We start from the raw sequence: 12,640 nt of genomic DNA, 5'->3' as shown, positions 1-12,640 counted from the left end.
GCCAACATTAAGGCAGCGCTCAGCCACGGGACACACGGTTGCGCGGACGGATACATGTTTGTTACGCAGCAGTGCGCTAGCGGCCTTCCGAGGCGGCCTACTCGGCGTCGTACGCCGCCAGCAGGCGGTCGGCCGCCACCGTCGCCGGCAGCTCCCCCGCCAGCACCTGAGCGCTGACGTCGCCACGGATCGCGCGTACGCCGGGCGAGTGCCGCAGCCGCTGGTCGAGCTCGTCGCGGACCAGCGCCCAGGTGAACTCCAGCTGCTGCTGGGCGCGCTTGTCGTGCAGGCCCTGCTCGCCGAGATGGGTGCGGTGGCCGAGCACCTGCTCCCATACGCCCTCGACATCGTGTCCGGTCAGCCCCGAGGCGGTCACCACCGGCGGCACCCACTCGCCGCGCCCGCGGACCAGCCGTAGCGCACCGGCGAGCTCGCGCGCCGCGGCCCGGGCCTGCTGGGCGCGCGCCTCGTCGGTCGGGTCGGCCTTGTTGACAGCGACCACGTCGGTGATCTCGAGGATGCCCTTCTTGATGCCCTGCAACTGGTCGCCGGTGTTGGCGATGGTGAGGAACAGGAAGGTGTCGACCATCCCGGCCACCGTCACCTCGGACTGTCCGACCCCGACGGTCTCGACCAGGACCACGTCGTACCCGGCGGCCTCCAGCACCGTCATCGCCTGCACCGTCGCGCGGGCCACTCCCCCGAGGGTGCCGGCGCTGGGGCTGGGCCGGATGAAGGCGTTCGGGTCGACCGCCAGCCGGGCCATCCGGGTCTTGTCACCGAGGACCGACCCGCCGGTGCGAACGCTGGACGGGTCGACCGCGAGCACGCCGACACGGTGGCCCTGCCCGGTCAGCAGGGTGCCGAGCGACTCGATGAAGGTCGACTTGCCCACCCCCGGCACCCCGGAGATGCCCACCCGCACCACGCCGAGCGGTCGCTGCGTGCCGGTCGGGACGTCACGCTGCGAGAGCCGGGTCAGCAGCTCGCGCGCCTGCTCGCGGTGGGCCGGCTTGGTGGACTCCACCAGCGTGATCGCCCGGGAGACGGCGGCCCGCTGCCCTCTCGTGATGCCATCGAGCAGGTCGGTCACGAGATCGGCAGGCATGCGCCTGAGGGTACTGGCCCGCTCGAGGATCCGGTCGTAGACGCGGGTACGCCCCGGCTGGCCGAGCAGCCTGGGAGTAGTCGTAGCCCGAGTGCGAGCGACCGGGTGACGTCATCGGGTTGGGCTTGGCCAGGCCGTGCGGCACCTGGGCGCCCGGCAGGTTCTGGCCGTCGTCGCCCTGCGTCGACATGAAGGGATCGACGTACTGGGTGTTGTCGGTCGCATCGATGTCGGCGGTCGCCGCGGCGACCGAAGGCAGGGGGCCGGCGGCCTGGGCGGCCAACGGTGTCAGGGCGAGTCCGCCGACGGTGACCAGAGCGGTCGCGGCGAGGAGTGGTCGGACCAGTCGAGGCATGTGGGTGCCTCGGTGCGGTGATGTGGGCATGCGGCTGCTTTCCTCGATCTCACGTGGGGCGCTCCAAGGAGCCGCGCCGACGCTAAGGACCGGGAATGAACGACCGGCGTCCGATCGCGAAAAGTAAAGATTCACCTCGGCGGACTACAGCCGTCCGTTTGGTGAACGAGGCCCGGAAAGACCTGAGTCCCGACCTCTCGGCCCGAGATCAGGGCCCGCAGATACGTCCTACGCCCCGGCTGCCGGGGCAGCCAGGGCGTAGGAGGAGGTGCTGAGGATCAGTGGTCGAGCTGGCCGCGCAACCGCTCGAGCAGGTCGAGGGCAGAGTCGGCGATGACCGTGCCGGGCAGGAACACCTCGGCCGCACCCATCTCCTTCAGGGTCGGTACGTCGTCGGGCGGGATCACGCCGCCGATGACGATCATGATGTCCGGCCGGCCCTGGTCCGCCAGCGCCTGCTTCAGCGCGGGCAGCAGCGTCAGGTGTCCGGCCGCGAGCGAGGAGACCCCCACGATGTGGACATCGGCGTCCACCGCCTGCTGGGCGACCTCCTCGGGGGTGCTGAACAGCGGGCCTACGTCGACGTCGAAGCCGAGGTCGGCGAAGGCGGAGACGACGACCTTCTGACCGCGGTCGTGACCGTCCTGCCCCATCTTGGCGACCAGGATGCGAGGACGACGGCCCTCCGCCTCCTCGAAGTCGGCGGTGGCGTCGAGCACTGCCTTCACGTTGCCTGCCTCACCGGCCTCGTCGCGGTACACGCCGGAGATCGTACGGATCACCGCCTGGTGGCGACCCCACACCTTCTCCATCGCGTCGCTGATCTCGCCGACCGTGGCCTTGGCCCGGGCTGCGTCGACAGCGAGCTCGAGCAGGTTGCCCTGGCCCGTCTCGGCGCTCTTCGTCAGCGCGGCGAGGGTGCGCTCGACATCCTCGCCGTTGCGCTCGGCGCGCAGCCGCTCCAGCTTGGCGACCTGCTGGCGGTAGACCTCGTCGTTGTCCACCTTGAGCACCTCGAGCGGGTCCTCGACCGGGAGCCGGTAGGTGTTGACGCCGATCACCTTCTGCGTCCCTGCGTCGATCCGTGCCTGGGTGCGGGCGGCGGCCTCCTCGATGCGCATCTTCGGGATGCCCTGCTCGATCGCCTTGGCCATGCCGCCAGCGGCCTCGGCCTCCTGGATGTGCGCCCAGGCGCGCTCGGCCAGGTCGTGGGTCAGCCGCTCCACGTAGTAGGAGCCGCCCCACGGGTCGATGGTGCCGGTCGTGCCGCTCTCCTGCTGCAACAGGAGCTGGGTGTTGCGCGCGATCCGGGCCGAGAAGTCGGTCGGCAGCGCGATCGCCTCGTCGAGCGCGTTGGTGTGCAGCGACTGGGTGTGACCCTGGGTCGCCGCCATCGCCTCGATCGCCGTACGCCCGACGTTGTTGAAGACGTCCTGCGCGGTCAGTGACCAGCCGGACGTCTGGCTGTGGGTGCGCAGCGAGAGCGACTTGGCGCTCTTCGGGTCGAACTCACGCACCAGTCGCGACCACAGCGCCCGGGCCGCGCGCAGCTTGGCGACCTCCATGAAGAAGTTCATCCCGATCGCCCAGAAGAACGAGAGCCGGGGGGCGAACGCGTCGATGTCGAGGCCTGCTGCGAGACCGGTCCGGATGTACTCGACGCCGTCCGCCAGCGTGTAGGCGAGCTCCAGATCGGCGGTCGCCCCAGCCTCCTGCATGTGGTAGCCGGAGATGGAGATCGAGTTGAACCGCGGCATGTGCTGGGCGGTGTAGCCGAAGATGTCGCCGATGATCCGCATCGACCCGGCCGGCGGGTAGATGTAGGTGTTGCGGACCATGAACTCCTTGAGCACGTCGTTCTGGATCGTCCCGGCGAGCTGCTCGGGCTTCACACCCTGCTCCTCGGCGGCCACGATGTAGAGCGCCATCACCGGCAGGACCGCGCCGTTCATCGTCATCGAGACCGACATCTGGTCCAGCGGGATGCCGTCGAACAGCGTGCGGGTGTCGTAGATCGAGTCGATCGCGACCCCTGCCATGCCGACGTCGCCCCGCACCCGCGGGTGATCGGAGTCGTAGCCGCGGTGGGTGGCCAGGTCGAACGCGACCGAGAGGCCCTTCTGCCCGGCCGCCAGGTTGCGCCGGTAGAAGGCGTTGGACTCCTCCGCGGTGGAGAAGCCGGCGTACTGCCGGATGGTCCACGGCTGGCTGGTGTACATCGTCGGATAGGGGCCGCGCAGGAACGGCGAGAGGCCGGGCCAGGTGTCGAGGCCGTCGAGGCCCTCGAGGTCGGCAGCGGTGTAGAGCGGACGTACGTCGATGCCCTCGGGGCTCTGCCACACGTTCCCCGAGCTTGTCGAGGGGCTCGCGATCGGCGCCTCGACAGGCTCGGCGTCCGTCGAGGGGCCCTGCAGCGGCAGGTCGGCGAAGGAATCAGGAATCGTCACGACAGCTTCTCCCGGACTCGGTGGAGGAAGGCAAGGGCGTCCGCGCCCACGGCGCAGGAGTCGTCGGTGTAGTCCACCGGCCGCCCCGCCACGATCACGTACGTCGCGCCGGCGCCTCGGAGTGCTTCGGCCGCAGCCTGGCCCCATTCAGCGTAGGCCGGATCGGCGCCGGCGAGACAGACGACCGGCTGTCCCTGGTAGGCCGCGACCAGCTCGGCCGGCGAGGCGGTCGCGCCGGCGACGTCGACGCCGACCCCGCCGGCGGCGAACAGGTTGCTGGCGAAGGTCGCCCGGGCGGTGTGCTGAGCGACCGGGCCCAGCGTGGCCAGGAAGACGTGCCCGGCCGGCGGGTTGTCGCGCAACTGCTCGAAGGAGCCTGCGTAGCGGCGTACGCGGTCGTTGAGGGGGTCCGCCGCCCGCTCGGGCAGCGTCTCGGCAAGGTTGGGGAACTCCGAGACGCCGGTGATCGGGCGCTTGCGCTTGGCGATCTCGAGCTCGCGCTTGGCGACGATCTCGGCGACGCGGCCCCTGAACGGCTCCAGACCCTCGCGCTCCAGCAGCTGGAACTGCGCCCAACCGGCAGTGGCTACGTCGGAGGTGAGCTGCTCGACGGCGTACGCACCTCCGGCAGGGTCGGTGACGGCGGCGACGTGCGACTCGTCGATGAGCAGGTGGCTGACGTTGCGGGCGATCCGGCGGCCGAAGCCCTCGGGTCGGCCGTTGGCCGAGTCGAACGGCAACACGGTGACGGCGTCCGCTCCCCCGACGCCGGCAGCGAAGGCGGCGACCGTGCCGCGCAGCATGTTCACGTAGGGGTCGTACTTGCTCAGCATCGGCCGCGAGGTGCAAGCGTGGATCCGGGTGTCGACGCCGGTCGAGACCCCCGACAGCTCCAGCACGCGCGTCCAGAGCTGGCGCGCCGCGCGCAGCTTGGCGATCGTCGGGAACTGCTCGTCGGTGGCGGCGAAGCGGAACTCGATCAGCCCGGCAGCCTCCTCGATGGAGAGCCCGGCCCCAGCCAGCGCACGAAGGTACTGGGTGGCGACATAGATCCCGTAGCCCAGCTCCTGGGCGTCGCTGGCACCGAGGTCGTGGGCGGCGGTGGCGTCGGCGACCACGCCGAGGATGCCGTGGCCGTGGGCGAGTCGTGCCACCTCGACAAGCTCGGTGAACGAAACAGCGCCGGTGAACGAGACAGCGTCGTCGGCCGAACTTGTCGAGGCCCGATCCTGCCCAACAGCCGAGGCCCGCAGTGCGGCCCCGATCGGGTCGGCGCCGAGGTTGCTGCCCGGATGGGGGTCGACCCCGCGCTCATCGGCGTACGCGAGGAACGCCTGGGCGAGAGCCAGCGGCGCGGCCGGCGCGTCGAGCACGACCGGCGCCAGGTCCAGCAGTACGCCGTCGAGCGTCGCGGCCAGGTCGGTCTGCGCATCGGCGCTGACCCAGAGACTGGTCACACCACCGTCGAGATCGACCAGTGCGGCCTCGTTGGCCCGTTTGGCGTCGGGGTCGGCGATCAGCGAACGGATGTCCCAGGCACCGACCCGTGCGGGACGGACCGAGACGCTGTCGCCGCCGGGGATGCCGAGCGGGGTCACCCCGATGCCGTCGAGAGTGGTCCTGGTGAGCTTCGCCCAGACCAGGCTGTCGGGGTCGCCCTCGCCGATGCGGCCGCTCTTGCGCAGGACGCCGGCGGCGCCCTGCTCCCACTCCTCGCGGGTGTGAGCGTCCTCGGGCTGCGTGAGCTCGATGGAGGTCATGCGCGCACATTAGGCAGGGCTAGTGGCCTGCGCCACAGAGTGTGACGTTCCCGACCTGTCGAGGACATCGGCCACGGCCCGGCCCGCGATCCGGCATCCTGAGCGCTCGTCGCCGCGAACATCCATCCGCACACTTTTCGAAAGGGTCCCCGTGGGCATCCTGATCCTCCTCGTCGTCCTCGCCGTCGCCGGCTACCTGGTCTGGGAGCGCACCCGCGGGCAGGCCAAGCGCAGCGGCGGCAGGCCGGCCGCCCCGCTCCGCACCGGCAGGGTGATCGGCATCGGCCTGGCGGCCATCGTCGTGCTGGCGGTGGTGTGGGTGGTCGCCGACTGCGTCACGACCGTCGGGACCAAGGACGTCGGCGTGGTGACCTCCTTCGGCAAGCCGACCGGCCGGGACCTCTCCAACGGCGTCCACCTCAAGGCACCGTGGCAGAAGGTCACCGAGATGGATGCAGCCATCCAGCCGGACGAGTTCGCCGGCAACTCGTGCATCCAGGTCCGGATCGGCGACTCCTCGACCGCGTGTGCCGACCTGACCATCCGCTGGCACATCGCCCCGGACGAGGCGAGCACGCTGTTCCAGAACTACCGCAGCAACGACGTCAACCAGACGATCCGCGACAGCCTCGTCGTCACCCAGCTCAAGGGCGCGGTCAACGACGTGCTCGGCACCTTCAACCCGCTCGCCAACGTCAACACCGCCGCCAACTCGAGCCAGGACAACACGCAGATCAGTGCCGCTCCGAACCTCGACAAGTTCAGCCAGCAGATCGAGGACCAGATGAACCAGCGTCTGGCCTCGATGAACCACGGCACGAGCCAGATCCTGATCGACTCGGTCACCCTGTCGTTCCTGCGGCTGGCCGACTCGACCCAGGCCAAGATCAATGCCTACCAGGCCGAGGTCGGAAACACCCGGATCGCCGAGCAGCGGCAGAAGACCGCGACTGCCGAGGCCGCCGCCAACCAGGCCCTGGCGGCGTCGGTGTCGCACGACCCGAACGTCCTGGTCAGCAAGTGCCTGGACACGCTGGAGGAGATCGTGAAGGCGGGCCAGACGATCCCGGCCGGGTTCTCGTGCTGGCCCGGCAGCGGCAGCAACCTCGTCCTGGGCACGTCGGCGTCCGGCTCCGCGGACAAGTCGAGCAGCTCCACGAAGTGAGGGCGGCCGAGGAGTTCAGGCGACATCCACCCGCTGCTCGCCGTACCGCCACCTCATCGGGCCACCGTCGTTCACATGAGGATCGCGCTGGTCACCGACACGTTCTATCCCGCGACCGACGGCGCCACCACGACGTTGAAGGCGATCGCCGATCGACTCATCGAGACCGGCCACGAGGTGCGCTTCATCGCCCCAGGTCCGGGACTGAGCAGCTACAACCGCAGCCGGGTGGTCCGAGTGAACCCCGTCGCGAAGCCGGGCGGACAGGTGCGGGCGGCGCTGGCGCAGTTCGAGCCCGACCTCGTCCATGTCGCCAATCCCGGCCGGCTGGGCCGCAAGGCGCTCAAGCACGCCCGCGCGCTCGGCGTGCGCACCGTGGTGGTGCAGCAGTCGCCGGTGCCGGACCCTCTCATCGAGTACTGGCGCTCCCGCGTCGCTGATCGCGCCGACCGGCTCGTCGTCACCGCCCGCTGGATGGTCGAGAGGCTCGCCGAGCTCGACGTCGAGGCCGAGCTGTGGCTGCCCGGCGTCGACGGTGCGGCCTTCTCCCCCGCCCTGCGCGACCAGTGGCTCGCGGAGAAGTGGTCGCGCGCCCGCCGCCCCGACGGGCCCCGGATCGTCGTCGGGTACGTCGGAGCGCTCGCCAAACGCCACGGCGTACGGCAGCTCGCGGCGCTGCGGACCGTGCCCGGCATCCGGCCGGTGATCATCGGCGACGGGGCCCAGCGCGGCTGGCTGGAGCAGCGGCTGCCCGAGGCCCGCTTCACCGGCCCCTTGACCTGCGGCGACCTGGCCACCGCGCTGGCCTCGCTCGACGTACTCGTCCACCCGGGCACCGAGGAGACCTGCAGCCACGCGCTGCGCGAGGCGGCCGCCTCCGGGCTGCCGGTGGTGGCACCGCGATCGGGTGGCGCCGTCGGCGTGGCGCGCCACCTGGAGACCGGTCTGCTCTACGACCCCTCCGACGAGGGCGGCCTCGCCGACGCGGTCGCGGCCGTCGCAGCGGACCCACGCCGCCGGCTGCTGGGTGAGCGCGGACGCGAGCTGGCGCTGGAGCGCACGTGGCGTGACGCGGTCGACGAGCTGGTCGCGCCGTACGCGCTCACGCCGGCGTAGGTCAGGCGAGCTCCCCGCGGAGGAACGTGGAGAGCCGCCGCGTGGCTGGTGCCTCGACCGCGGCACCCCACACGAGCGCGATGTCGCGGTGATGGCCCTCGCCGACCAGCGGTCGCTCGACGATCCCCGGCGGGGTGCGCTCGTCGTGGGGCAGCAGCGCGATCCCGAGCCCTCGGCTGATGAGCTCGCGGATGGTGGCGAACTCGGTGACCTCGAGCGCGACATCGGGTCTGAACCCGGCCTTGCGGCACCAGGACTCCGTGAGCTGGCGCAGGTTGTAGCTGGCCGGGTTGGCGATGAAGGTCTCGTCCCGAAGATCCTCGAGCCGGATCTCATCCTCCTCGGCGAAGCGGTGGTCCTCCGGCAGGAGCACGTGGATCTCCTGCGTGCCGACGACCGTGTGCTGCAGGCGGTCGGGTGCCGGGATGGTGAGAGCCAGGTCGAGGCTGCCCGCGAGCAGGTCGGCAGCCAGCTGCGCACCGTGCGCCTGCTTGAGCGCGACCCGGATGCCGGGAAAGCGCCGCCGGAATTCCACGAGCAGGTCGGGAACGAGCCCCGAGCCCATCGTCAGCGGGAAGCCGAACCGGACCGTCCCGGTGTCGGGATCCGCCGCGCCGGTGATCGCCCCGACCAACCGTTCGAGATCGCGCAACGGCTCACGGGCCTGACGGGCGAACTGCTGGGCTGCAGGGGTGAGTCGGACGATCCGACCATCGTGGATCAGCAGCGGGAGCCCGAGCTCCTCCTCCAGGGCATGGATGCGGCGGCTCATCGAGGACTGGGGGATGCCGAGCGCCGAGGCGGCGCGCGTCATGTGGCACTCGTTCTCCGCCAGGGCGACCAGCGCCGCGACGTGCGGAGCGAGCTTCGGCGACCATCGATCCATGTTCGGATCATACTGACCTGATCGTTCATTGGACGGAACGAATGCAGGCACAGCAGACTGCTCACCACGATCCCCGCTGATGATCGCCGGCGCCCCGAGCAAGCCCCGGCGCGACTACCCGCGGGTAACCGGGCGTATCTCACACTGCCCCCCGCATCGCGACGAGCGTCACAAAGAGTACGGTGTCGTCCCGTGGCAACGACCGAACTCGTCAAGGGAGTGCGCGCGACGCGCTCGACGATCGCGCTGAAGCTGGCCATGGCCACCAGCGGGATCATCTTCATCCTCTTCGTGCTACTGCACATGTACGGCAACCTCAAGGCCTTCTCCGGCCACGATGCCTACAACACATATGCAGAGCACCTGCGGACGCTGGGCACACCGATGCTGCCCCGTAGCGGCGCCCTCTGGGTGATCCGCGTCGTCCTGATCCTCTCGCTCGTCGTGCACGTCGGCTCGGCCGTGGCTCTGTGGAAGCGCGCCAGTGCCGCCCGCAGCACCAAGTACCAGGTGAAGAAGAACGTCGCTTCCTCGCTCTCCAGCCGCACCATGCGCTGGGGCGGCGTGACGCTGCTGCTCTTCGTCATCTGGCACCTGCTCGAGTTCACCATCGGCAAGATCAACATCTCCGGCGGCGCGACCAACGACCCCTACAACCTGCTCGTGGACAGCTTCTCGGGCACCTCGTGGTGGATGGGCGTCATCTACCTGATCGCGATGCTGTGCCTCGGCTTCCACCTCCACCACGGCACCTTCAGCGCGTGCCAGACCCTGGGTCTGACCAACAGCGCTGCGTCCCGTGCGCGAGCCCGCATCGCCGGCTGGGTCGTCGCGATCGTGATCGCCGGTGGCTTCTCGCTGGTCCCCCTGTTCACCATCTTCGGCGTCATCACGAAGTAAGGCATCCCATGGCATCCTCCACTGCAGATCTCTCCGGCCTGGTCGCCCACAACGAGGCGTCCGTGCAGGTCTCCGACGACGCGGCCGGCTTCTACGTGCTCGGCGAGAAGCTCGTCGACCCGAAGGCCCCCACCGGTCCGATCGCCACCCGCTGGACCAACCGCAAGTTCGAAAACCGCCTGGTCAACCCGGCCAACCGCCGCAAGCTCGAGGTGATCATCGTCGGCACCGGCCTCGCCGGTGGCGCCGCGGCCGCGACCCTCGGCGAGGCCGGTTACAACGTCAAGTCGTTCTTCTACCAGGACTCCCCGCGCCGCGCGCACTCGATCGCTGCTCAGGGCGGCATCAACGCGGCGAAGAACTACAAGGAGGACGGCGACTCGGTCTACCGGCTCTTCTACGACACGGTCAAGGGCGGCGACTACCGCTCGCGCGAGTCGAACGTCTACCGCCTGGCCGAGGTCTCGGCCAACATCATCGACCAGTGCGTCGCGCAGGGCGTCCCGTTCGCCCGCGAGTACGGCGGCCTCCTGGACAACCGCTCCTTCGGCGGCGTCCAGGTCTCGCGCACGTTCTACGCCCGCGGCCAGACCGGCCAGCAGCTGCTGCTCGGTGCCTACCAGGCGCTGGAGCGTCAGGTCGCCGCCGGCACGGTGACGCCGTACAGCCGTCACGAGATGCTCGACGTGGTCCTCGTCGACGGCAAGGCCCGCGGCATCATCGCCCGCGACATGGTCACCGGCGAGATCGAGACCCACCTCGCCGACGCGGTCGTGCTCGCCACCGGCGGCTACGGCAACGTCTACTACCTCTCGACCAACGCGATGGGCTCCAACGTCACCGCCGCGTGGCGTGCGCACCGCAAGGGCGCCTACATGGCCAACCCCTGCTACACGCAGATCCACCCGACCTGCATCCCGGTGACGGGCGCGCACCAGTCCAAGCTGACCCTGATGTCGGAGTCGCTGCGCAACGACGGCCGGATGTGGGTGCCGAAGAACGCCGCCGACTGCGCCAAGGACCCGCGTGACATCCCGGAGGAGGACCGCGACTACTTCCTGGAGCGGATCTACCCCTCCTTCGGCAACCTGGTCCCCCGCGACATCGCCTCGCGTGCGGCCAAGTACATGTGCGACGAGGGCCGCGGCGTCGGCCCCGAGGTCGACGAGACGGGCACGGACGGCACCCCGGTCAAGCGCCGCCGTGGCGTCTACCTCGACCTGACCGCCGCCATCGCCCGGCTGGGCAAGGAGGCGATCGAGGAGAAGTACGACAACCTCCTCGACATGTACGCCCGCATCACCGGTGAGGACCCCTACCAGGTCCCGATGCGTATCTACCCGGCCGTGCACTACGTCATGGGCGGCCTGTGGGTCGGCTACGACCTGCAGACCAACATCGACGGCCTGTTCTGCACCGGCGAGGCGAACTTCTCCGACCACGGTGCCAACCGTCTCGGTGCCTCCGCGCTGATGCAGGGCCTCTCCGACGGCTACTTCGTGCTCCCGAACACCATCCGCGACTACCTCGCCGACGGCCCGTTCGAGAAGATCGACGAGAACCACCCGGCAGTCGTGGAGGCCCGCGCCGGCGTGCAGGCCCAGATCGACAAGTTCCTGTCGATCAACGGCACCCGCTCGGTCGAGTCCATCCACAAGGAGCTCGGCCAGATCATGTGGGAGTACTGCGGCATGGAGCGGACCAAGGAGGGCCTCACCGAGGCCATCGCCAAGATCCGCGACCTCAAGAAGGAGTTCTGGACCAACGTCAAGGTCCTCGGCTCGGCCGACTCCCTCAACCAGGATCTCGAGAAGGCCGGCCGGGTGGCCGACTTCATCGAGCTGGGCGAGCTCATGTGCATCGACGCGCTGAACCGTCGCGAGTCCTGCGGTGGCCACTTCCGTGGCGAGTCGCAGACCCCCGAGGGTGAGGCGCTGCGCCACGACGAGGAGTTCGCCTACGTCGCGGCCTGGGAGTGGGGCGGCGACTCGCTCGAGGGCGCCAAGCCTGTCCTGCACAAGGAAGACCTGATCTACACGGCTATCGAGATGAAGCAGCGGAGCTACAAGTGAACCTGACCCTGAAGATCTGGCGACAGGCCGACGCGACCTCCGCCGGTGCGATGCACACCTACCCTCTCGAGGGCGTCTCGGAGGACATGAGCTTCCTCGAGATGCTCGATCTGCTCAACGAGAAGCTGGTCACCCACGGCGAGGAGCCGGTCGCGTTCGACTCCGACTGTCGCGAGGGCATCTGCGGCATGTGCTCGCTGATGATCAACGGCCAGGCGCACGGCCCGGAGGTCACCACGACCTGCCAGCTGCACATGCGCTCCTTCTCCGATGGCGACACGATCACCATCGAGCCGTGGCGCGCCGACCCATTCCCGGTCGTCAAGGACCTGATCGTCGACCGCTCCGCGTTCGACCGGATCATCCAGAACGGCGGCTACATCTCGGCGAACACCGGCTCGGCCCCCGAGGCCAACTCGGTGCCGGCGCCGCGTGACAAGGCCATGCGCGCCTTCAACGTCGCCACCTGCATCGGCTGTGGCGCGTGTGTCGCGGCGTGCCCCAACGGCTCGGCCTCGCTGTTCCTCGGCGCCAAGATCACCCACCTGGGTGAGCTGCCGCAGGGTCAGCCGGAGCGCTACTCGCGCGTCTCCACGATGGTCGCCCAGCACGACCACGAGGGCTTCGGCGGTTGCACCAACATCGGTGAGTGCGCCGCTGCCTGCCCCAAGGAGATCCCGCTCGACGTGATCTCGCAGCTCAACAAGGACCTGCGTACCGCTATCAAGCAGGGCCACTGAGCCTGCGTTGAGAGGTCACCTTTCGCGGGTTGATGGGTCACCTTTCGCGGGTTGATGGGTCACCTTTCGCGGGTTGAATAGTCAGTTCAAC

General features: G+C 69.5%; 9 protein-coding genes and 1 pseudogene. 5 read left to right on the top strand and 5 right to left on the bottom strand.

Annotated elements, in window-relative coordinates; translation table 11 throughout:
• Positions 1–97: 97 nt before the first annotated feature.
• The 4 genes and pseudogenes from meaB to H036_RS0110080 all read right to left on the bottom strand — a co-directional run bounded on the left by meaB (position 98) and on the right by H036_RS0110080 (position 5,670).
• Positions 98–1,108, bottom strand: coding sequence for a methylmalonyl Co-A mutase-associated GTPase MeaB (gene meaB, locus H036_RS0110095; RefSeq protein ID WP_017934666.1), 1,011 nt, complete (start codon positions 1,106–1,108; stop codon positions 98–100).
• A gap of 82 nt (positions 1,109–1,190) precedes the next feature.
• Positions 1,191–1,463, bottom strand: a pseudogene (locus H036_RS26165) (hypothetical protein); the annotation flags it as partial.
• Positions 1,464–1,741: 278 nt separating this feature from the next.
• A complete protein-coding gene (gene scpA / locus H036_RS0110085) occupies positions 1,742–3,910 on the bottom strand; it encodes a methylmalonyl-CoA mutase (RefSeq protein WP_017934665.1) in 2,169 nt (722 codons plus the stop codon).
• The gene (locus tag H036_RS0110080; RefSeq protein ID WP_017934664.1) at positions 3,907–5,670 is read right to left on the bottom strand and encodes a methylmalonyl-CoA mutase family protein; all 1,764 of its coding nucleotides are present in this window, start codon (positions 5,668–5,670) and stop codon (positions 3,907–3,909) included. Before H036_RS0110080 ends, scpA begins: the two co-directional genes overlap by 4 nt.
• A 151-nt stretch (positions 5,671–5,821) precedes the next feature.
• Between H036_RS0110080 and H036_RS22425 the strand changes: the two genes are divergently transcribed.
• Positions 5,822–6,835, top strand: coding sequence for an SPFH domain-containing protein (locus H036_RS22425; protein WP_017934663.1), 1,014 nt, complete (start codon positions 5,822–5,824; stop codon positions 6,833–6,835).
• A 75-nt stretch (positions 6,836–6,910) separates the two neighbouring features.
• On the top strand, positions 6,911–7,951 hold the full coding sequence (locus H036_RS0110070) for a glycosyltransferase (RefSeq protein WP_017934662.1): 1,041 nt from the start codon (positions 6,911–6,913) through the stop codon (positions 7,949–7,951).
• A 1-nt stretch (position 7,952) separates the two neighbouring features.
• Here H036_RS0110070 and H036_RS0110065 read toward each other — a convergent pair whose 3' ends face one another.
• Positions 7,953–8,837 (bottom strand): LysR family transcriptional regulator, encoded by an 885-nt coding sequence (locus tag H036_RS0110065; RefSeq protein ID WP_017934661.1) that lies wholly within the window; start codon positions 8,835–8,837, stop codon positions 7,953–7,955.
• A 192-nt stretch (positions 8,838–9,029) separates the two neighbouring features.
• Between H036_RS0110065 and H036_RS0110060 the strand changes: the two genes are divergently transcribed.
• The 3 genes from H036_RS0110060 to H036_RS0110050 are packed head-to-tail and all read left to right on the top strand — an operon-like array spanning position 9,030 to position 12,549.
• On the top strand, positions 9,030–9,737 hold the full coding sequence (locus H036_RS0110060) for a succinate dehydrogenase cytochrome b subunit (RefSeq protein ID WP_017934660.1): 708 nt from the start codon (positions 9,030–9,032) through the stop codon (positions 9,735–9,737).
• An 8-nt stretch (positions 9,738–9,745) separates the two neighbouring features.
• Positions 9,746–11,809 carry a fumarate reductase/succinate dehydrogenase flavoprotein subunit gene (locus tag H036_RS0110055; RefSeq protein WP_017934659.1) on the top strand — a complete coding sequence of 688 codons (2,064 nt, stop codon included), beginning with the start codon at positions 9,746–9,748 and terminating at the stop codon, positions 11,807–11,809.
• A complete protein-coding gene (locus H036_RS0110050) occupies positions 11,806–12,549 on the top strand; it encodes a succinate dehydrogenase/fumarate reductase iron-sulfur subunit (RefSeq protein WP_017934658.1) in 744 nt (247 codons plus the stop codon). The genes H036_RS0110055 and H036_RS0110050 overlap by 4 nt, the downstream gene beginning before the upstream one ends.
• The last annotated feature ends 91 nt before the right edge of the window (positions 12,550–12,640 follow it).

The sequence above is a fragment of the Nocardioides sp. Iso805N genome, from assembly GCF_000364605.1.
In the GTDB taxonomy this organism is placed as follows: domain Bacteria; phylum Actinomycetota; class Actinomycetes; order Propionibacteriales; family Nocardioidaceae; genus Nocardioides.
The sequence above is the reverse complement of the archived record's forward strand: the minus strand, read 5'-3'. Positions and strand labels throughout refer to the sequence as shown.

Coding starts and splice junctions, on each gene's coding strand:
- H036_RS0110055 (WP_017934659.1), top strand. CDS start 9,746: ATGGCATCCTCCACTGCAGATCTCTCCGGCCTGGTCGCCCACAACGAG.
- meaB (WP_017934666.1), bottom strand. CDS start 1,108: ATGCCTGCCGATCTCGTGACCGACCTGCTCGATGGCATCACGAGAGGG.
- H036_RS0110070 (WP_017934662.1), top strand. CDS start 6,911: ATGAGGATCGCGCTGGTCACCGACACGTTCTATCCCGCGACCGACGGC.
- H036_RS0110080 (WP_017934664.1), bottom strand. CDS start 5,670: ATGACCTCCATCGAGCTCACGCAGCCCGAGGACGCTCACACCCGCGAG.
- H036_RS0110065 (WP_017934661.1), bottom strand. CDS start 8,837: ATGGATCGATGGTCGCCGAAGCTCGCTCCGCACGTCGCGGCGCTGGTC.